At 72.8% G+C, this 19,978-nt stretch carries 13 protein-coding genes and 1 pseudogene; 6 read left to right on the top strand and 8 right to left on the bottom strand.

Going from position 1 to position 19,978, the window contains the following annotated elements:
* The first annotated feature begins 84 nt into the window (after positions 1-84).
* On the top strand, positions 85-591 hold the full coding sequence (locus BLW82_RS40440) for an SRPBCC family protein (protein ID WP_093507121.1): 507 nt from the start codon (positions 85-87) through the stop codon (positions 589-591).
* Entirely contained in the window at positions 591-1,649 is a 1,059-nt protein-coding gene (locus BLW82_RS40435) for an LLM class flavin-dependent oxidoreductase (protein WP_093507119.1), read from the top strand. Before BLW82_RS40440 ends, BLW82_RS40435 begins: the two co-directional genes overlap by 1 nt.
* A gap of 11 nt (positions 1,650-1,660) precedes the next feature.
* On the opposite strand, the gene BLW82_RS40430 is transcribed toward BLW82_RS40435, so the two are convergent.
* Both BLW82_RS40430 and BLW82_RS40425 read right to left on the bottom strand, forming a co-directional pair.
* Positions 1,661-1,948, bottom strand: a complete 288-nt coding sequence (locus BLW82_RS40430) for a hypothetical protein (RefSeq protein ID WP_256216123.1) — start codon at positions 1,946-1,948, stop codon at positions 1,661-1,663.
* A gap of 97 nt (positions 1,949-2,045) precedes the next feature.
* On the bottom strand, positions 2,046-2,291 hold the full coding sequence (locus BLW82_RS40425; RefSeq protein WP_218162434.1) for a hypothetical protein: 246 nt from the start codon (positions 2,289-2,291) through the stop codon (positions 2,046-2,048).
* A 154-nt stretch (positions 2,292-2,445) separates the two neighbouring features.
* On the opposite strand from BLW82_RS40425, the gene BLW82_RS40420 reads away from it, so the two are divergent.
* Both BLW82_RS40420 and BLW82_RS40415 read left to right on the top strand, forming a co-directional pair.
* On the top strand, positions 2,446-3,222 hold the full coding sequence (locus BLW82_RS40420) for a polysaccharide deacetylase family protein (RefSeq protein WP_093508537.1): 777 nt from the start codon (positions 2,446-2,448) through the stop codon (positions 3,220-3,222).
* A gap of 145 nt (positions 3,223-3,367) precedes the next feature.
* A complete protein-coding gene (locus tag BLW82_RS40415; protein WP_256216122.1) occupies positions 3,368-5,695 on the top strand; it encodes an FUSC family protein in 2,328 nt (775 codons plus the stop codon).
* Between the two features lie 81 nt (positions 5,696-5,776).
* Here the strand turns inward: BLW82_RS40415 and BLW82_RS40410 are convergent.
* Positions 5,777-6,144 (bottom strand): annotated as a pseudogene (locus BLW82_RS40410) (SIS domain-containing protein); the annotation flags it as partial.
* A gap of 222 nt (positions 6,145-6,366) precedes the next feature.
* Here BLW82_RS40410 and BLW82_RS40405 point away from each other — a divergent pair.
* Positions 6,367-7,251 carry a MurR/RpiR family transcriptional regulator gene (locus tag BLW82_RS40405; RefSeq protein ID WP_093507115.1) on the top strand — a complete coding sequence of 295 codons (885 nt, stop codon included), beginning with the start codon at positions 6,367-6,369 and terminating at the stop codon, positions 7,249-7,251.
* Positions 7,252-7,490: 239 nt separating this feature from the next.
* Here the strand turns inward: BLW82_RS40405 and BLW82_RS40400 are convergent, their stop codons facing one another.
* Positions 7,491-8,504 carry an N-acetylglucosamine kinase gene (locus tag BLW82_RS40400; protein WP_093507113.1) on the bottom strand — a complete coding sequence of 338 codons (1,014 nt, stop codon included), beginning with the start codon at positions 8,502-8,504 and terminating at the stop codon, positions 7,491-7,493.
* 176 nt (positions 8,505-8,680) lie between these two features.
* On the opposite strand from BLW82_RS40400, the gene BLW82_RS40395 reads away from it, so the two are divergent.
* Positions 8,681-9,343, top strand: coding sequence for an aggregation-promoting factor C-terminal-like domain-containing protein (locus BLW82_RS40395; protein ID WP_177233222.1), 663 nt, complete (start codon positions 8,681-8,683; stop codon positions 9,341-9,343).
* A gap of 61 nt (positions 9,344-9,404) precedes the next feature.
* On the opposite strand, the gene BLW82_RS40390 is transcribed toward BLW82_RS40395, so the two are convergent.
* The 4 genes from BLW82_RS40390 to BLW82_RS40380 all read right to left on the bottom strand — a co-directional run bounded on the left by BLW82_RS40390 (position 9,405) and on the right by BLW82_RS40380 (position 19,429).
* Positions 9,405-10,331, bottom strand: coding sequence for a hypothetical protein (locus BLW82_RS40390; protein ID WP_107408599.1), 927 nt, complete (start codon positions 10,329-10,331; stop codon positions 9,405-9,407).
* Positions 10,332-10,335: 4 nt separating this feature from the next.
* Positions 10,336-11,421, bottom strand: a complete 1,086-nt coding sequence (locus tag BLW82_RS43685) for a C40 family peptidase (RefSeq protein ID WP_107408598.1) — start codon at positions 11,419-11,421, stop codon at positions 10,336-10,338.
* A 413-nt stretch (positions 11,422-11,834) separates the two neighbouring features.
* Entirely contained in the window at positions 11,835-16,022 is a 4,188-nt protein-coding gene (locus BLW82_RS40385; RefSeq protein ID WP_093507111.1) for a beta-galactosidase, read from the bottom strand.
* Between the two features lie 173 nt (positions 16,023-16,195).
* Positions 16,196-19,429, bottom strand: a complete 3,234-nt coding sequence (locus BLW82_RS40380) for an alpha-L-rhamnosidase (protein WP_093507109.1) — start codon at positions 19,427-19,429, stop codon at positions 16,196-16,198.
* Positions 19,430-19,978: the final 549 nt, after the last annotated feature.

Genomic DNA, 19,978 nt, shown 5'->3' with positions numbered 1-19,978 from the left:
ACACCCTGTCGCCCTCTTGACAAGGTAAGTCTCATATAGCAACTCTGACGGTCAGACACCTGCACGGCAAGGAGGCCGACGGTCTTGGAGTGGACGGGCGCACGCTACGCGGACAAACCCACGGTCGAGGCACGGACCTGGATCGACGCCCCACCGGCCACGGTGTGGGCGCTGGTCAGCGACATCGGACTGATGCCGGACATGAGCAAGGAGCTCCGGTCCGTCACCTGGCTGGACGGGGCCGAAGCTCCGGCGGTGGGGGCCAGGTTCGTCGGCCGCAGTGAACACGAGGCGCTCGGGAAGTGGGAGACCACCTCCCATGTGATCGAGTGCGAGCCGGAGTCGGTGTTCGCCTGGGCGGTGGAGGATCCGTCCGACCCCTCCGCGGTCTGGCGGTTCCGGCTCCACGCGAAGGACGGCGGGACGGAGCTGTCGGAGTGGATGCAGCTGGGTCCGGGGCGTTCCGGGCTGTCCCTCGCCATCGACCGGATGCCCGACAAGGAGCAGAAGATCGTGTTCGTACGGCTGCGGGAGTTCGAGCGTGGCATCACCGCCACCCTCGCCGAGATCAAGAAGCGGGCGGAGGCGTGATGCGGACGGCCACCACGATCGAGGCCTCGGGCGGCGAACACTGGTCCCGGACGAGCGACTTCGTCGTCGAGGCCGAGAAGCTGGGCCTGGACGTCTGCTGGGTCGCCGAGGCCTGGGGCTCCGACGCGCCCTCCGCGCTCGGCTACTACGCGGCGCTCACCGACCGGATGCTGCTCGGCTCCGGCATCATGCAGCTCGGCACCCGGACACCGACGGCCGTGGCCCAGACGGCCATCACCCTCTCCAACCTGTCCGGCGGGCGCTTCCTGCTCGGTCTCGGCGCCTCCGGCCCGCAGGTGATCGAGGGGCTGCACGGCATCCCCTTCGCGCGGCCGCTGCGCCGCATGCGCGAGACCGTGGAGATCGTCCGGCAAGTCGTCGCCGGCGGCCGGCTCTCCTACTCCGGCGCCGAGTTCACACTGCCCCTGCCCGGCGGCGAGGCCGTCCCGATGCGGCTGTCGATGCGCGCCGAGCACGACATCCCCGTCTACCTCGCCGCCCTCTCCCCCGCCATGCTGCGGCTGACCGGCGAGGCCGCCGACGGCTGGCTCGGCACCAGCTTCGTGCCCGAGGGCGCCGCCGACGCCTACTTCGCGCACCTCGACGAGGGCCTGGCCCGCAGCGGTCGTACCCGCGCGGACCTGGACGTCTGCCAGGGCGCGGAGGTCGCCTTCGCGGCCGACGAGGAGGCGCTCGGCGCGATGGTCGCCGGACGCAAGAAAGAACTCGCCTTCAGCCTCGGCGGGATGGGCTCGGCGTCCACGAACTTCTACAACAACGCCTACAGCCGCCAGGGCTGGGCCGAGGTCGCCGCCGAGGTGCGCGAGCGCTGGCAGGCCGGCGACCGGGACGGCGCGGCCGGTCTGGTGACCGACGAGATGGTGCTCGGCACGACGCTGATCGGTACGGAGGCCATGGTCCGCGAGCGCCTCGCGGTCTGGCGCGACGCCGGCGTCGACACCGTCCGCCTCTACCCGGCCGGCGAGACCCTGGAGGACCGGCTCACCACCCTGGGGCGGGCGATCGAGCTGGTCCGCGAGGCCGGCGCGCCCGCCTGAGCCCGGCCCGTTCAGCCGAGGGCGTCGCTCCGCACCGAGGCCTGCCGCTGCCGGTGCTGCTCGTTCCAGAGGTCCGCGAGCTCGCCGAGGGCGCTGCTGACGCGGCGCAGTTCCCAGAGCAGGTAGACACCGGCCGCGGCGAACGGGATCCACTGGCCCCAGTGGAAGAGCAGGACCGGCATGTACAGCAGGCCCGCCAGGACGAGGAACTTGACGAGCACCTCGGCCGCGTAGGTCCGTCCGCGTGCGACGACGGCCTGCTCTCCACGGCCCTGGACCCACTGCAGACGCGATGTCATGACTGCCCCCTCCGCCCCTCGGGCTCCGGCAGCCAGTCTCGGGGCGGGGGCGGCACCCCGCCAGGACCGCCGGAGGAACTCGACATTCTCCACATGATCATCGCGAACGGCGGACCGGGTTCCGGACCGATCCCGAGGTGAGCCGCTCGCGCAGGGCACGGCCGAGCGGGTTCGGCTCGGGCGGCGGTGTCCCGCCGCCGAGTTGGCCGGCACGCGGTTCCCGGGGCGCCTCGACCAGGGCGAGGGGGTTGCCGCCGGTCGAGGCGACGATCCGGTCCCGGACACCGGGGTCGAGGGCGCCGGGGACCGCCGGCTCCAGCAGCCGTCCGGCCGCCGCCAACACCGATCACGCCGCCCGGCGTTAAAGGTCTCGCAGAGCGCCTGTCGCGAAACTCTCGCGGAATTGTCCGTGATCGGTAACGGAGGGATCCGGTGCCCTCCGTTCTCCGTCCTGACGGGTGCACGAGATCGACTCAACGGCAGGGATCGGGGCGGACATGGCGCGGCACGGCGGACGGGGATGGTACGGCCAGGTGGCCGCGGCGGCGCTCGGGGTCACGGCCGTGACCGTGGCCGCCTCGCTGTGGACCGCACAGGCAGGTCCCGTCACCGGCCCCGCGAAGGCCGGGACCTCGGTGCACCATCCCGCGCCGAAGGCGGCTGCGGCCGCGGTGTCCGCGCAGATCGCGCACGCCTCGGACCGGGGCACGCGGGGCGTGAACATCACCATCGACGACGGACCGGACCCGGTCTGGACCCCCAAGGTGCTCCAGGTGCTCAAGGAGTACGGCGTGAAGGCCACGTTCTGCATGATCGGACCGCAGGCGAAGGCCCACCCGGACCTGGTCAGGGCAGTGGTGGCCGCCGGGCACCGGCTCTGCGACCACACGGTCTCCCACGACGTCACCATGGACACCAAGTCCGAGGCCTACCAGTCCCGGGAGATCCTCGACGCCGACAGCATGATCACCGAAGCGTCGGGGGGTGTGCGGCCGCTCTACTACCGCGCCCCCGGCGGCGCCTTCGCCCCGTACAGCCGCAAGGTCGCCGCCTCCCACGGCATGCGCCCGCTCGGCTGGAACGTCGACTCGAAGGACTTCGAGCGCCCCGGCACGGCCGCCATCGTCGCCACCGTCAAGGAGGAACTGCCGAACGGGCCGACCGTCCTCTTCCACGACGCCGGCGGCGACCGCTCCGAGACGGTCGACGCCCTGCGCGAGGTGCTTCCGTGGCTGAAGGAACAGGGGTACTCGTTCGGCTTCCCGGTGCGCTGAGCCCGCGCCGCTCCCAGGGGCCCGGGGCAAATGTTGCGGGCGGCCCGGCGGTGACCGCATATGGAGTGGTGTGGGCGGTGCGGCGTCGGAGCCGGCCGCCCGGGGCCGGTGGGAGGTGGACATGTCGGGGCGGGCGCCACGGTGGGTGACGTGGTTGCGCGGCAAGGACCCGGATCTCGCGGCGACCCGGCGGGCCGCGCGTACGGCGCTGGTGATGCCCGCCCTGTTCGCCCTGTGCAACGAGGTGCTGCACTCCCCGACGATGGCGAGCTACGCGGCGTTCGGCTCGTTCTCGATGCTGCTGCTGGTGGACTACTCGGGGCCGATGGTGGAGCGGCTGCGGGCGCAGGCGGCGCTCACGGTGGCGTGGCTGGTGCTGATCTGCCTCGGCACGCTGGTCGCGCCGTGGCTCTGGCTCGCCGTGGCGGCCACGGTCGTGGTCGGGTTCGCGGTCCTGTTCGCCGGTGTGGTCAGCTCGGTCCTGGCAGGCAGTTCGACAGCGCTGCTGCTGGCCTTCGTGCTGCCGGTGACCGCCCCGGTGCCCTTGTCGCTGCTGCCCGCGCGCCTGGCCGGCGCGGGCCTGGCGGGGGCGGTGGCACTGCCGGCCGTCGCCCTGCTGTGGCCGCGTCCCGTGGCCGACCTGCTCAGCGCTCCGGCGGCGGCCGTCTGCCGGGCCGCCGCCGGGTATCTGCGGATCCGCGCGGACCTGCCGGGGAAGGACGGGCCGGGGTCCGACGCCGAGCTGTGCCGGGCGGGGGCCGAGCACACCGCCCGGGCCGACGCGGAGCTGCGCGGGGTCTTCGGCGCCACGACGTGCCGCCCCACCGGTCTGTCCGCGACCTCGCGTGCCCTGGTCCGGCTGGTGGACCAGCTCACCTGGCTGTGCGCCGTCCTCGTCGACCGGTCCGAGTACACCGACGAGCCCCCGGCCTGCGATCCGGCCGCGCACACCGTACGCCGCGCCGCCGCGCACGTCCTGGAGGCGGCCTGCGATCTGCTCACGGACCTGGACGGGGACACCGGTCCGCTGCGGACCCGGGAGAGCGACCTGCGGGCGGCACTGGCCGGGATGGAGCACAGCTCCACCGTCCAGGTGCCCGCCGAGCACCCCGGCGGCACCAGCACGGCGGAGGTCTACGGGTTCATCGCCGCGCTCGACGTGTCCTTCCGCGCCCAGGAGCTCGGTTTCGCCGTGCTGCAGATCGCCGAGAACGTCGACCTGGCGGCCACCGCCTGGCAGCGCAGCTGGCCTGAGCGGCTCCTCGGCCTCGAGCCGGGCGCGCTGACCGCGCCCCTCGCGGCCGCGCGGGAACGCGCCGTCGCCCATCTCGAGCCGGACTCGGTGTGGCTGCACAACAGCCTGCGCGGCGCCGTCGGCCTGGGCATCGCCGTGTTCCTGGCCGGGGTCACCGGTGTGGGGCACTCCTTCTGGGTGCTGCTGGGCACCCTTTCCGTGCTCCGCTCGAACGCGCTCAGCACCGGCCAGAACGCCGTCCGCGCCGTCCTCGGCACGGTCGGCGGGTCGGTGGTGGGCGCCGTGTTGCTGCGGCTGATCGGCCACCACGGCACGGCGCTGTGGTTCGTGCTCCCCGTGGCCATCCTGTGCGCCGGGATCGCGCCCGCCGCCATCTCCTTCGCGGCCGGGCAGGCCGCGTTCACCGTCACGCTGGTGGTGCTGTTCAACATCGGCCACGACCCGAACTGGCACATCGCCCTGCTGCGCGTCCAGGACATCGCGCTTGGGTGCCTGGTCAGCGTGGTGGTGGCGGTGTTCTTCTGGCCGCGCGGCGCCCGGGCCGCCGTCCACAAGGCACTCGCCGAGGCGTACGACGACAGCGCCCGCTACCTCGGGCGCGCCGTGGACTACGCGCTCGGTCACCGCGATCCCACCGATCCCGATCCGCAGGGCCGGGTGGCGGCGGCCGCGGCCCGCCGCCTCGACGACGCGTTCCGCAACTACCTCGCCGAGCGCGGTGCCAAGCCGCTGTCGCTGTCCTGCGCGACCACTCTCGTCACCGGGGTCGTCGGGCTCCGGCTGGCCGCCGAGGCCGTCGTCTCGCTGTGGCGGGGCGAGGACCTGGCGCGGGTCCAGGCCGTCCGGGCCGACGCCCATCGTGCCGTCCTCGGCTCGGCGGCGCTGGTCACCGGCTGGTACCACGACTTCGCCGCGAGCCTCGGGGGCCGTACGGCCGTGCCCGACGCCCTTCCGCTCCGGCCCGAGGGGGCGGCGCGGCTCGTGGAGTCCGTCCGCACCGAACTCAGCGACGGTCAGGGCCGGGCCACCCCCGTCGCGGTCCGGGTCATCTGGACCGACGACCACGTCGACGCCGCCCGCCGCCTCCAGCCGGCCCTGTCCGAGGCCGCCAGGGCCCAGGCGAGGTCACAGCACCGCCGAGTGCGGAAGGCACAGACCGGTTCGACCGCGGCACCGGAACCGGGCAGCGCGTCATCGCCGCGCGGCTCGGAGCGGTGATCCGGACAGTCGGCGCGGCCCGGCACCGGCGGCGCCCGCCGGCGCCGTCAGTCCGCGGTGCGCCGGATCCGTCCGGCGTACCTGGGGACGCGGGGCGGCGAGGGCGTAGAGGCGGGCGGCGACGCCGGGATCGCGTTCCAGGAGCGGGTCGTCGAGGACGCTGGGGTGTTCGCTGCCCTAGAGGACGAGGTCGGCGATGCTGATCCGATTGGTGGAACCAACCCGCCCGCACGGCCGGCGACTTCGAGGACCAGAGCCTGGGAGTGGCCGGTACCGAAGGCCTGGACGACCCCGTCGGCGCGGACGCAGTCGGCGATCGGCCCGGCGGCCCGCGCGACGTCGGCGCGGGCCGACTCCGCGAGGCGGTGGAGGGCCGCGAGGCCCTCGCGGGCGAAGCGTTCGGCGCTCACCGGTCCAGCCCTGGACCCGTCGGCGGACTCGACGGACACGCGCACACTCCCCACTGCCGCAACGGCCGGGACGCGTCCCCGGGGACGGCACCGCCGGAACCCGTGGCCGCCGGAACCCGGAACGGCGGTGGATCGGACCACCCCGGACTCGCCCCGATCGGCGGATCGATGAATCAGGCACCCGGCAGCCGGTGCAACGGCGTGCCGCTGCGGGCCCGGTATTCAACTGACGGCTCGTAAGGTGCCAGGTACGGTCTCCCCATGCCCTCGACCGACGTCACCGCACTGATCCGAACCGAGCTGCCGCGCCTGGCCGGTTCCCTGCGGAAGGTGGGCGAGCTGATCCTCGCGGATCCGGCCGCCGTCGCGCACTGTTCGGCCGCGGAGCTGGGCCGCCGTACCGGCACCTCGCAGGCGACCGTCACCCGTTTCTGCCGGGCCGTCGGTCTCGACTCCTACCAGCACCTGCTGATCGCGCTCGCGCAGGAGCGGGGCCGCGGCGAGGTCTCCGACTGGGGCACGGCCGAGATCGGTCCGGACATCTCCCCGGACGACAGCCTGGAGCGAGTGGTGAAGGTGGTCGGCACCGCGGACCTGCGGGCCGTCCAGCAGACCCTGGACCGGATCGACCTGGACGCGGTCGAGCGGGCCGCGCAGGCGATGGCCCGGGCCCGCAGGATCGACGTCTACGGCGTGGGCGGCAGCGGCGCGGTGGCGCAGGAGACCGAGACCCGGCTGTTCCGGATCGGCTGTTCGGTGCGCGGCTGGACCGAGGTGCACGCCGCGGTCACCTCCGCCGCGCTGCTCACCCCCGCCGACGTCGCGCTCGGCATCTCGCACTCCGGGTCCACCCGCGAGACGACCGAGCCGTTCGAGACGGCCGGGCGGCGCGGCGCGACCACGATCGCCCTCACCGCCGACCCGCGTTCCCCGCTCGCCCGCGCCGCCGGCATCCGGCTCATCTCGTCCACCCCGGAGACCAGCTTCCCCACCGGCATCATCGGCGCCCGCCACTCGGTGCTGCTGCTCATCGACTGCCTGTACGTCCGGGTCGCCCAGCTCACCTACCAACGGGCCAGCGCCGCACTGGCGTTGACCGACCACATCGCCGGGCAGCACGCGGTGAGGGCCCGGCGATCGCACTGAGCCGACGACCGCTGGGTGCAGGGATGGACCAACGACAGACCAGGTAGCTGGGTGATCGAGCCATTCCGCGATGCCAGGAAGGGGCTCCACCTGCACCCGTAGGAGCCCTGTGCGTGTGACCTCTGCCGAGTCGACCGTGTTCTTCACCGGCCCTCCTGGGGAGAACACCGGGCGCGGTGAGGCGACCGGTCCCGGAGCGCGCGGCGGGCGGGGGCGGAGGAATCGGCTGGTGCCAGTAATCACGGGGTGTCGGCGGGCCGATGGCCGGTGAGCAGCCGTGCCAGTGCCACGGCCCCCGCCCGGCCGTCCGCCACCGGGACGATCGTGAGGCCGGCGAGCCGTGCCGCGAGCGGGGTGAGCAGCGGACCGTCCGGGGCGGTCAAGCCGCCCGTGACGACCAGGAGTTCGCCCGGGCGTGGTCGCAACGCGTGCACGGTCAGGACGAGATGGGCGACCGCCTCCCGGAGGATCCCCCGGGCGACGAGATCGTTGTCCGCCGCCGCCTCAAGCACCAGTGGCGCGAGGTCGGCCAGCCGTACCGGCGGGCGGTCCAGCACGGCGGGCAGCAGCCCCGCCCGGTAGGCGGCCCGCCGGGCGGGCGCCCAGCACCCACCGCCGGCCGGCGGCAGCGTGTCGGCCGCAACCCCAAGAGCCCGGCCGACGGTGGCGGTCAGCACGGTCGGTCCGCCCCGCCCGTCCACGGCCCGCAGCGCCGCCCGGGTCGCCTCGCGGCCGATCCAGAACCCGCCGCCGTCGTCCCCGAGCAGCCAGCCGTCCCCGCCAGAGGTGGCGGCCGGCACACGCCCCACGATCCGGGCGGCGACCACTCCCGTGCCGGCCACCAGGGCGAGTCCGTCCGCCGGGCGCCCGGGCGCCCCGGCGAAGGCCGCCTCGACGTCGCTGTGGACCTCGACGGCACCGGTGCGGATCCCCAGCCGTGACAGCGCCGCGCCGAGTGCGGCCCGCGCGCGTACCCGGCCCCGCTCCTCCTCCGGCGCCCGGGCGGCGCCCGCGAAACCGGCGGCGACCGCGAGGACTTGCCCCCGCATCGCCGCGGGCACGGCCGACGCGACCGCCTCGGCCAGATGTGCGGCGAGTTCGGGCCCGGGCACGGTCAGCGCGTTGCCCGGCCCGGCCTCGCCCTCCCCGCGCACCTGCCCGTCACGCGCGTCCGCGAGGACCGCACGGGTCCGGGTGCCGCCGGCGTCGATCCCGACGACCCACCCGTCGCGCCGGTTCGCGTCACTTTTCATGGGGGCTCATGGTGGCCCCTGAGTCCGCCCCGGCGAAGGTGTGAGCATCCGCACTCCCGCCGGCATTGCGCCGGCCGGGCCGGCACGCAAGAGTGTTCCAACTGTCCCACCCGTCAAGCGAGACACTTCCGTCGACCGCCGCACACGGTGGCCCGGGCGAAGAGGAAGAGAAGCGCGTGAGCCGCATAACGGTCCGGGGACTCGCGGTGGCGTCGGCCACCGCGGTCACCGCTGTCGGAAGTGTCGTCGGTGTCGCCTCGGGCAGCAGCGCGCAGAACAACGACGCGGAGGCGACCGCGGCCGACTCCACCCTCCTCGCGGACCTCCCCGCGGGGCAGCAGGCCCGGGTGCAGACCACGTCGCTGACGCAGCAGGCCGAGGCCATGGCGGTGCAGGCGGACGCGGGCGCCCGCAAGGACGCCGAGCAGGCCGCCCGGACCGCTGCGGCCAAGGCCGCCAAGGCCAAGAAGGCCGCCGCCGAGGAACGGGAAAAGGCCAAGGCCGCGGCCGGCGACCCCACCGCCGGCTTCCCGGTGCAGAGTTCCTACACCGTGGCGCAGATCAAGGCGATCGCCGCGGAGATCGTGGGCAGCGGCCAGTTCCAGTGCTTCAGCAACATCGTGGATCACGAGTCCACCTGGAACTACCTCGCGGTGAACCCCTCTTCCGGCGCCTACGGCCTCGTCCAGGCCCTGCCGGGCAACAAGATGGCCTCCGTGGCCGCCGACTGGCAGACCAATCCGGCCACGCAGATCAAGTGGGGCCTCAACTACATGAACACCACATACGGCAGCCCCTGCCAGGCCTGGGCGTTCTGGCAGGTCCACCACGCCTACTGAGCAATCGCCCACCTCGTTGGGCTGGTCGGTCGGGGCCTGTTCGCGCTGCGGACGTCTGCGCTCAGGACTGTGACCCGGCGGAGCGGCCGGGGCGCCGGGTGAATCTGCGGATCCCCCGGCGGGTGGGGCTGAGGGGTGTGTCCTCGGGGGCGATCGGTCCCTGGCCCGCCGTCACGGCCGGTGCCGTGGGCGGCGCCGTGGCCGCGGCCGACAGTGAGCGGGTGCCCCGTTCGAGCCGGCTCCGGACCGCTCGGGCCATGGCCTGGTGGGACGGTTCCAGCGGGATGCCCTCGGTGGCCAGGTGTTCCCACATGTGCAGCAGTTCCTGCCCTCGGGTGGCGACCTGACCGTCGTCCGTCAGCCGCTGCCAAGCCGCGGTGGCGCGGGCCACCTCGGGGGCCGCCCGGTTCAGGTCGGTGCGGCAGCGGATGCGGGCGACGGTCAGCGCGAGGACGGTGGAGAGCATGTAGTCGCCGCGCTGGTACGCGAGGTACGCCTCGATCGCCCGCGCCTCCAGCGAGAGTTCGTCCTCGGCACCCCTGCGCAGGGTGAGGTGTTCCCGCAGGGCGCTGGCGAGGACGGACGCGGCGTGCAGCTCTCCTCGCTGCGCGTGCTGGATGATGCGTTCGACGCGGGCGAGGGGCGGGAACGCCTCCTCCTCCGCGGCGGTGCGCTCCCGTCCGGGCGGCAGGTCCTCCTCGTCGGCGATGGTCCGGCTGGAGCCGTCGGGGTGGACCCGCAGCCGCGCCACCTGCAGCACGCTGCGGTCGATGACGGTGGCCGCCACCGGGGCACCCAGGGTGCGGGCGAACATGGCGATCGCGTCGAGGATCGCCTCGTTGGGGGGCCGCGTGCCGCCCATCTCCAGCAGATGGCCGTTGACGACCGTCGAGCCGTCCTCGGCCACGTAGGCGTCGAGCCGGATCAGCGGCGGTGCGCTCAGCGCGGGCAGGTTTCCCCCGTTGCGGGGGGTCATTGAGGAGGTCATCCGCTCAGACTCCGGGTCGGACGACACCGAGGATGGGCATGGAGGCGGCCGGGGCGGTCGTGACCGTGCGTCCGGGCCGCGGGGCGTGGACGATCTGTCCGCCGCCTATGTACATGCCCACGTGGGTGGCGTCGTAGTAGATGATCAGGTCGCCGGGCTGCACGGAGGACAGGCTGACCCGGGTCAGCCCCTGCCACTGCGCCTGCGAGGTGCGGGGTATGGGGTGCCCGGCCGCCGCCCACGCGGTGGAGGTCAGCCCCGAGCAGTCGTACGACGAGGGGCCCACGGCGCCCCAGACGTACGGTTTGCCGATCTGCGCCAACGCGAAGTCGACGGCTTTCCCGGCCGCTCCGCTGACCTTCGTCCGGCCGCCGCTCGAACCGGTGCCGGTCGAGGTACCGCCGCCGGAACCGGGTCCCGTCCACCTGGCCTCGGCCTCCTTCGCCTGATCCTTCTCCAACTGGGCCAGCTTGCGGGTCTGTTCCTTCTTCAGGCCCGCCTCGATCTGTTCGGCCTCGGCGATCCTCTTCTCGATCTTCTGCTTCGCCTCGGCCTTGTCCGCGCGCGTGTTCTTCAGTTCCCGCAGCTTCTCCGCGGCGGCGTCCGTCTGCCGGCTCAGCTGCGCGCGGACGTTCGCCTGGTTCTCGGACACGGTCACCACGTCGCGCAGGGCCTGCCGGGCCTGGGCGGCGTCGTCCAGGGCGTGCTCGGGGTGGTCGCCGAGCAGGAGCTGGAGGCCCGTGGAGTCGAGATTGCCGCCACGGTACTGCGTGCGGGCGGCCGCGCCCGCGAGGTCGTGCAGGTCGGCGAGCTTGCTCTCGGTACGGGCCAGGTCCGTGTGGAGCGACGCGAGCCGCTTCTCCTGCTCGGTCGCCTTCACGCCGGCCGCGTCGTAGGCCTCGGTCGCCACCTCCGCCTGCCGGTAGAGGCCGTTCAGCTCGTCCTGGATGTCCTCGATCGACTTGTCGTTGCGCGGATCCGGTTTGCCGGGAGTCGCGTAACTCGGGCCGGGTAACACGGCGATCGCGCAGACGATGGCCGCGGTGGCGGCCAGGCTCCGCAGCCGTCTGCCACGGGTCGACACGTTCATCGGCTCCATCTTCAGAGGTCACATGCGGGTGGCCCGGACGGCCAGCTCTCCCGTCGCAGCCGTCATCGCGGTTCCCACGGGGAACTGTTCGATTCCTGAACACATTACCCCGCCACGAACGGCCCGCCTCTGTACCCCCGGGCGTGTCAACCTGCCCGCAAGCGCCTTCTGCACCACGGACGGACACCGCGGTGACGCCCCGGCACGACACCGGCGAGGGGGAACTCCCGCACGGCAGAGGCCACTTGCCTTCTCCTCATTCACCCGACCGAGGTCTCCCCTGCACGGCATGCCATACTCCCGGCCGGCCATTCCGTTCCGAAACGGTCTGCCCGGCCAGGATTACGGACAGTGCGAAGTGCCCCCGAGGGCACCCGTGTTGACCTCGCGGCCGTGCCCGGTGTGCCGTCCGGCTAGCCGCACGTCAGCGTCGGAGTCCCCCAGTCGCCGTGGTCGTTGCCGTTGCCGTCGCCGGCGTCGCCGACCTTCAGGTCGAGCACCTTGGCGCCGCTGACGTCGACGTCGATCGGCACCGCGGCCTGTTTGCCGCGGACCGTCGGCGTGGTCACCAGGGTCCGGCCGTCGGCGATCACGGAGAACGTCACCGTTCCCGCGCCGCCGGTCTCGTCGTCGACGCCGACCTCCGCCGTGAGCCGGGAGCAGCGTCCGGCGAGATAGAGCTGGACGTCACTGACCGAGTTGGTGCCCAGGCCCTTGGCGTAGCCGACGCCGGCGACGGTGATCGGACGGCCGTCCCCGGCCGCCTGTTCGCCGACGCTGGTGTCGCGCTCCACCGGGCCCCACCCGTTGGTGGACGACAGGAACGGCAGGTCGCTCACCGCGCTCTGCCCGGCCGGCGGGGTCGGTGGGATCCCGCGGACGATGCGCTCGTCACCGCCGGTGGTCTGTCGTCCGCTCTGCGCGTAGTGCACCGTGGTGGTGAGCGCCGAGGCGGACGGGAGGGTGCCGTCCGGCGGCCTGACCGTCCAGGAGAAGGTGGCCGATCCGCCCGGTCGCACCCGCTCGACCGAGCCCGGGCTCGTGGCGGTCACGGTCCAGCCGTCGGGCGCGGCGAGCGCTGCCGTCAGGCGGGAGGCGGACGGCCGGTCCCCCGGCACCCGTACCGTCGTCTCGGCCGTGAAGGCCTGGGCCGACTGTGCGGTGTCCGGCACGTCCAGGGTGACGTCCGTCCCCGGGCGTTGCGGCATCGCGTACTTCCCGGCGTCGTAACGGGGGCTGTCGTTCTGCGCGACCCGCAGGGACGAGGCGTAGCTGCCGTAGTCGGTGAGGGAGACCTTGCCGAGGCCGCCGGTGCTGCCGTCCAGGTTCCAGACGGCGATGGCGATGCTGTTGTGACCGTTGGGGTTGAGGATGCCGTTGGGCACGGGGAAGGTGTGCTGGGGGCCGAGGTAGTTGACGTAGTTGCCGACCTGCCAGCCGTTCACGAAGATCGTGGCGCGGTACTTGCGGGACGGGTCGTCGGTGAACGTCAGCCCGACGGAGGTGTCCTGACCGTGCGGCAGGTCCAGGTCGGCATCGGTGCGGTACCAGGAGACGCCGGGGCGGGTGTCGGTCGCCGGCAGGGACACCTGGTCCCAGGTGCGGTCCGGGTAGCCGGGCAGGGACCAGCCGGCGCGTTCGCCGTACAGGCCGCCCGTGGCGAGCGGGCCGCGCACGGTGTCCTGGAGGTCCTCGCCCCCGCGGACGCCCTGTACCCGCCAGGTGACGGAGGTCAGCGGCGCCCCGGTGAGGGAGGCGCTGGTCAGGCCTCGGGCGGTCTTGTTGCCATTGGTCGAGTTGTAGTCCTCCTCGTGCCCCATGTTCACGGTGAGGACGGAGATGACGTTGTCGCCCTCGGCGTTCAGCGAGCCGGCGGGGAAGGTGAAGTCGGCGCTGCCGGTGGTGGAGCTGCCCAGGAAAGTGCCGTTGAGCCAGGCGGAGAACGCCTGCGCGCCGCCGCCGGAGTCGGAGACCAGGTGGACGCCGGTCTCCTTGCCGGTGGTGCGGAAGCGGCCGCGGTACCAGGTGTTGCCGGTGTGGAAGCCGTAGTCGTCCGCGTAGAGCACCGGTTGCGCGTCGCTGCCGGAGACGCTGTTGGTGGTCGTCCTGTCGGCCACCTGCCAGCCGGTGTCGTCGAAGCCGGGGGCCGCTTCGGGCGACTCCTCGGCGTGCTTCCAGTTCGTCAGTTCCGGCAGGTGGACGGGGGCGGCCGTCGGGATCGTCCCGGTGCGGCTCGCCGTGCCGGCGGCCGCACCGCGCACCGTCCTGCCGTTCCAGGTGACGCGGTCGGCGGCGGTGAACACCTCGATGTTCTTGTCGTCGGCGTTGTCGCCGGTGAGCGCCACGGTACGGCCGCCGTCCAGGCTGGTCGCCGTGCGCAGCAGGTGGGTGCCGCGCACCAGCACCGGACCGGTCGACGTGTCCTGGCGCCAGAAGGTCTCGGCCGTGGCCTTGTCACCGGCGAGCAGCAGGAGCGGGCGCTTCCCGGCGCCGCTGATGCTGATGCGGATCAGGCCCTTGTGCGTGTAGTCGAGGCGCAGGTCGCCGGTGGCCGCGTCCCAGGTGGTGGTGACGGTGCCGCCGGTGGCGGTGACGGTGGGCTCGGTGGCGTAGCGCAGCACGGTCTCGCCGTCGCTGTCCTGGTCGCCGTAGAGCACGGCGACGTCCCGGTCCCCGATCGTCGCGCTGGTCATGAGCTCCGACGTCGAGTACTGCAACTGCGCGTCCCCGAGCCGGTAGTTCGCGACGATCACGTGCGAGTCGCGGCCGTCGAGGGTGATCGCGGTGCCGGGCTGCTGGGGCACGACCGGGTAGGTCGGCGCGGCGGCGGAGTCGCCCGTCGGAACGTCGATGGCGTCAATGGCCACGTAGTTGTCCGTCGACCCCGGACTGTGGGTCCCGTCGACCACGATCTTCAGGGTGTGCGCACCCGGTGCCAGGCCGGTCTTCTGGAAGAGCACGGCCTGGTTCTCGCCGCCGGAGTCGTCGACCGTCGCCGCCTTCGTACCGTCGAGGTAGACGTCGGCGTAGCCGTGGTTGTTCGTCTTCGAGCCGATCCAGCGGATCGCGGTGCCGTCGAAGGGCACGGTGAGCGAGTCACCGGCCTTGGCGGAGAACGACTCGGTGTGCTTGTAGTCGCCGCCGGTGTAGCTGGTGTTGGCGACGTGCGACCAGGAACCGGCGTACTGGAGCGCGGAGTCGGGGTCGTCCCAGGTGTAGGTGGTGTCCGCGGCCGGCTGGGCGTTGAAGTCCAGTGAGATGTGCGTCCTGTCGACCGCGGTGGACGTGGAGTTGCCGTGCCGCAGGACGTGGAACTGGGTCTTCGTGTCGGGGTTCATCCGGGCGGTGTCGACGATCGCGGAGTCGTCCGGCGGGGTGGTTCTGATCGCCTCGGTCTTGGTCAGCGGGGCGACCGACTGGGTGAAGTACCCGATCAGCTTGTCCTCGTAGTACTTCGGGTCGAGCTGGCGGTTCTCGCGGATCGCGGCACCGTAGTCGTACGAGGTGTAGTTCTCCGGCATGCCCAGCCAGCCCCAGTTGGTGCCGCCGTAGGTCATGTAGAAGCTCTGCGCGGTGGTGCCGACGGCGATGTTCTGCTTGTAGAAGACGTCGGCGAACTGGTCGTTGATCAGCTGGGCGCACTTGTCGTACCCCGGTCCGCCCCAGGGGTCGAAGGCGCCGCCCTGGAACTCCGGTGAGTACAGCGGCTTTCCGGCGGGGTGGTCGTAGCTGATGTCCGGGACGCCGTTCCACTTCGCGGGGTTGGAGCAGTCGAAGCCCTGCGGGTAGGAGTCCGGGCCGTCGACGTCCAGGGCGCCGGTGCCGGAGTTGAACGTGCCGTTGTTGTTGCCGGTCAGCGGGACCGTGATGCCGTCGGCGCGGGCCTTGTCCTCCAGGTGCTGCATGTAGGAGCGGCCGGCGGCCGAGCCGTTGTAGTACTCGTTCTCGACCTGGTAGGCGATGACCGAGCCGGTGCCGTTGGTCAGCTGGTGGCGGGCGATGATCCGGTCGATCTGGGTCAGCCATTCGTCGGCGTACTTCAGGAACCGCGGGTCGTCGCTGCGGTTGTTCCCGGCCTTGGTGGTCAGCCAGCCGGGCAGGCCGCCGCTGTCGACCTCCGCGTTGATGTACGGCGCCGGGCGGGCGATGACGTAGAGCCCGGCCTCCTGGGCCATGTCGAGGAGCCTGTCGACGTCCCGCACCCCGCTGAAGTCGTACACGCCCGGCTTCGGCGAGTGGTAGCCCCAGTCGAAGTACAGCGAGGTGGAGTTGAACCCGGCGGCCCTCATCTTCTGGAAGATGTCCCGCCACAGGTCCGGGCTCGGCAGCCGGAAGTAGTGGAACTCCCCGGACCACAGGTAGGTGCGCTTGCCGTCGACGAGGAAGGAGTAGCCGTCGAGGCTCACCGTGTGCGGCTGCGGGGCCGCGGCGGTGGCGGCGGTCTCGGCTGCGGTCGCCCGCCCGCCGATGTCCTGTGCCGCCGCGGCGGGGGCGATCATGCCCGCCGCCAGGGCGATGGTCGCGGCCGCCGCGAGGACGGGCCGCCACCACCGGCGCCCACCGGGCCTTGCCGCCTCTGAACCGATCCGATCACTCCGCACCGCGGCCTCCAGACCGACTTGAGCAATCAACACCAAACAGACTCGGGCAAAGTCGAACAGTAAGGGGGCGCAAGGCTCAACACAATGGGGCGGGAGAACACAGTCGAGGTGTCCGGCGGCGAGGCGGACGCGTGGGGGGCGGGCCCGCCCCGCCCCCCACGCGCGAGTGGGCGTCAGGCGCTGAAGTGGTGTGTTCCGGAGCCGACTTGGTAGACCGCGCAGCCGTCCTCCTGGCGCAGGAAGGTGCCGTGCGTGCGGGTCACCTGCTTCGGCGTGTCCGTCGGGATCCAGACCTCGGCGGTCGTGTTGGGCGGCACCTCGCAGCTCAGGGTGAAGCGGCCGGCCCGCTGCTGCCACCGGGTGGCGACCGGGCCGTAGACCGAGGTGAAGCGGGCGTCGGCGGTGGTGACGGCGCCGCCCGGGCGGGGGCGGACCACGATCTCGCGGTACCCGGGCCGGCCCGCCGCGATGCCCGCGATGTTGGCGTACATCCACTCCCCCACCGAACCGTAGGCGTAGTGGTTGAACGAGTTCATGGCCGGGTCCTGGAAACCGCCGTCGGGCCGGATGGAGTCCCAGCGCTCCCACATCGTGGTGGAGCCCCGGTCGATCTGGTAGCCCCAGCTCGGGAAGGTGCGCTGCTGCAGCAGCCGGTAGGCGACGTCGGTGTGCCCGGTGTCGGTCAGCACGGGCAGCAGCCGCGGCGTGCCGAGGAAGCCGGTGGACAGGTGCCAGTCCCTGGCCTCGATCAGGGCGACGAGCCGGTCGGCGGCGGCCTCACGGGCGGCGTCGGGCAGCAGGTCCATGGACAGCGCCAGGACGTACGCCGTCTGCGTGTCTCCCTTCACCCTGCCGTCGGCGGTGACGTAGGCGCTCTGGAAGGCCGCCCGGATCCGGCCGAAGAGGTCGCGGCAGGCCGCGGCGTCCGCGTCCGCGCCGAGTTCCGCCGCCATCTCGGCCGCGAGGGCGGCGCTGTGCGCGAAGTACGCGGTGGCGATGACGTCCTTGGGGGTCTCGTCGTCGACGTTCAGCCAGTCGCCGTACCCTTCGGCGGGGCGCAGCAGCCCGTCGCTGTGCTGTTCCAGGTACGTCAGCCACTCCCGGACGGACGGCAGGGCGTCCGCGATGACCTGGCGGTCGCCGTAGGCCCGGTAGAGAGCCCAGGGCACGGTGACGCCCGCGTCGCCCCAGCCCGCGGTGCCGTTGCCGAGGGTGCCGACCACCGGCGCCACGTCCGTGAACGCGCCCGCCGGAGTCCGCGAGTCACGCAGGTCGACGAGCCACTTGGACAGGAAGCGGGCCGACTCCATGGTGTAGGCGGCGGTGGGCGAGAAGACGTTGATGTCGCCCGTCCAGCCGAGCCGCTCGTCGCGCGCGGGCGTGTCGGTCGGCACGGAGAGGAAGTTGCCGCGCTGGCCCCACGTGATGTTGTGGTGCAGCTGGTTCAGCATCGGCACGTCGGTCTCGAAGTCCAGGGTGAAGGGGGCGTCCGTGTGCATGACGCGCCCGGTGACGGCCTTCGCCGTGGGGGTGCCGGGGAACCCGGTCACCTCGACGTAGCGGAACCCGTGGAAGGTGAAGCGCGGCTCGTACACCTCCTCCCCGCCGCCCTTGAGGGTGTACGTGTCCATCGCCGCCGCGCTCCGCAGGTTGGCGGTGTAGACCGTGCCGTCGGGGTTGAGCACCTCGGCGTGTCTCAGCCGCACGGTCGTGCCCGCGTCTCCCGTCACCCGCAGCCGTACCGAGCCGACCATGTTCTGCCCCAGGTCGAACACGTGGACGCCGGGCTTGGGCCGGGTCACCGCCAGCGGAGTCAACTCCCGCTCCACGCGCACCGGTCCGTCCACCTGCGCGACGATCAGCCCGGGTCCGATGTCGCCCTCGTCGCGCGCGCCGAGCCAGTTCGTGTCGTCGAAGCCGGGTGAGGTCCAGCCGGGCGTCTCCTTGCGGGCGTCGTACGTCTCGCCGTTCAGCAGGTCCGCGGCGACGATCGGCCCGGCGGCGGCCCGCCAGTCGGTGGACGACGTGACGCGCCCGCTCGTGCCGTCCGCGTACTCCACCTCCAACTGTGCGCGCAGGGCCGGGTGCCGACCGTACTGGCCGGGTCCGAACATGCCCACGTTGCCCGCGTACCAGCCGGGCGCCAGGTACGCCCCGATGGCATTGGAGCCGGGCCGCAACAGCCCGGTGACGTCGTACGTCTGGTACTGGACGCGGGTGCGGTAGTCCGTCCAGCCCGGTGCGAGCTGGTCGTCGCCCACGCGGCTGCCGTTGAGGCGGGCCTCGTACAGGCCGAGGGCCGTGGCGTACAGGCGGGCGCGCGCCACCTTCTTGCGCGGCAGCCGGAACTCGTGCCGCAGCTGCGTGACGGCGTACGACACCGGGACGACCCGCCCCCACGGCCCGCCGCCCCACGCGGCCGCCACCCCGGCGGTGAGCCAGCCCCCGTCGTCGAACCCCGGCTCCCGCCACCCGTCGCCCGGTTCCGTGTCCGTGGCCTTCCAGGAGGCGTCGGTGAACACCTTCTGCTCGCCCGATGCGGTCCGCACCACCAGGACGGCGACGAGTCCGGCCGGCCCCTCGGTCGCGTTGGTGGCGGACACGGCGATAACGTTGTCGCCCGCCTGTACGCGGTCCAGCACGTCGATCACGGCCGGGCGGCGCCAGTCCTCGTTGTCGGTGTCGAGGTCGGTGTGCGCCACCTCGACGCCGTTCACGGAGACGGCGTACACGTTGTCCGCGGTGATGGCGAGGGTCGCCGCGGTGATCCCGGCGGGCAGTTCGGCGGTGCGGCGGAACCAGCGGGTGGCCGCCGGGACGCTGCTCGCAGGGTCGCCCTCGGGGAACCAGATCCACGAACCGCCCTCGAAGGACGGTGCGTCGGTGAGGATCGCCGGTGCGGAGATCCAGTCGGCGGTCCACCGGCCGGTGCCCATGAGCCCGGTCTCCCACCACGAGGGCTCGCTCCAGCCGGAGACCCTGCCCGCGCCGTCCCACACCCGCACGGACCAGTGGTAGCGCGTCCGGGGCTGCAGCGCGGGGCCGGCGTACGGCACGAGCACGGACTCGCCGGAGGCGACCCTGCCGCTGTCCCAGACGTCCGGGCGGGCCAGCCCCGAGGCCGTGGTGGCGACCCGGACCTGATAGGCGCTCTGCCGCACGTCCACCCCGTCGGACACCAACGGCCAGCTCAGCCGGGGGCGTTGGACGTCCAGGCCCAGGGGGTGCCGGACGTACTCCACGGTCGGCGCGGCGACGCCCAGGGCGTCGTGCGTCGTGTCCGGCCGGGTCCGCGCCCCGGCCTCGGGGCGGCCGGACGCCGACGCGGTCGCCGCCGGCACACCGTCGACGGCGGCCGCCGCGACCGTGGCAGCGGCGGCCGCGAGCATGTTCCTCCTGCTGATCATCTGCGACTCCTCACACACACGAGGCATTGTTTGAATCGATTCAATCGGAAGGGGCGTGGGTAACGTAAAGCCGGGCGAGGCGGGGGTCAATCGTCGCGCAGGTGATTTCGCGTCGTCGTCGGCACATGTCGGCCGTGAGCAGGTTCCGGCCACTGGGCGACGGATCAGGGCCGATTGAACGGTTTCAATCGCTTTCGACGGCACGGCAGGCGCGCCGTCGGGGCCGAGCCGCGGCACGCCACCGTGTCGCCGTGGCGCACGGCCCCACCGCGCCGGGAGAACGGTGACAGCGGTGTGGGCCGGGTGGCCCGTCCTTGACACCAGCCGGGTCGGGCGACGTACGGTGAACCGATCGGTTTCTGATGGGTGGAGGCCCTTGATGCACGCATCCGGCGCGGCACCGCGAGGTGGGCGCTGTGGCGTGCGGCTGATCGTGCGCAGGCATGTCGACTACTGCCGCACCTGCTCCGCCGTCTGTCCTTCCGCACGCCGCTGAGCCCTGTCGGCTCGTCTCGCCGTCACCTCGCACAACGGCCCCGCCGCCCGGCC

This window comes from Streptomyces sp. Ag109_O5-10, from assembly GCF_900105755.1.
Taxonomy (GTDB): domain Bacteria; phylum Actinomycetota; class Actinomycetes; order Streptomycetales; family Streptomycetaceae; genus Streptomyces.
The sequence above is the reverse complement of the archived record's forward strand: the minus strand, read 5'-3'. Positions and strand labels throughout refer to the sequence as shown.

What these genes read in the sequence shown, in the direction of transcription:
- BLW82_RS40435 (WP_093507119.1), top strand. Translation starts at nt 591, where the DNA reads ATGCGGACGGCCACCACGATCGAGGCCTCGGGCGGCGAACACTGGTCC.
- BLW82_RS40430 (WP_256216123.1), bottom strand. Translation starts at nt 1,948, where the DNA reads ATGACATCGCGTCTGCAGTGGGTCCAGGGCCGTGGAGAGCAGGCCGTC.
- BLW82_RS40420 (WP_093508537.1), top strand. Translation starts at nt 2,446, where the DNA reads ATGGCGCGGCACGGCGGACGGGGATGGTACGGCCAGGTGGCCGCGGCG.
- BLW82_RS40405 (WP_093507115.1), top strand. Translation starts at nt 6,367, where the DNA reads ATGCCCTCGACCGACGTCACCGCACTGATCCGAACCGAGCTGCCGCGC.
- BLW82_RS40400 (WP_093507113.1), bottom strand. Translation starts at nt 8,504, where the DNA reads ATGAAAAGTGACGCGAACCGGCGCGACGGGTGGGTCGTCGGGATCGAC.
- BLW82_RS40390 (WP_107408599.1), bottom strand. Translation starts at nt 10,331, where the DNA reads ATGACCTCCTCAATGACCCCCCGCAACGGGGGAAACCTGCCCGCGCTG.
- BLW82_RS43685 (WP_107408598.1), bottom strand. Translation starts at nt 11,421, where the DNA reads ATGAACGTGTCGACCCGTGGCAGACGGCTGCGGAGCCTGGCCGCCACC.
- BLW82_RS40380 (WP_093507109.1), bottom strand. Translation starts at nt 19,429, where the DNA reads ATGATCAGCAGGAGGAACATGCTCGCGGCCGCCGCTGCCACGGTCGCG.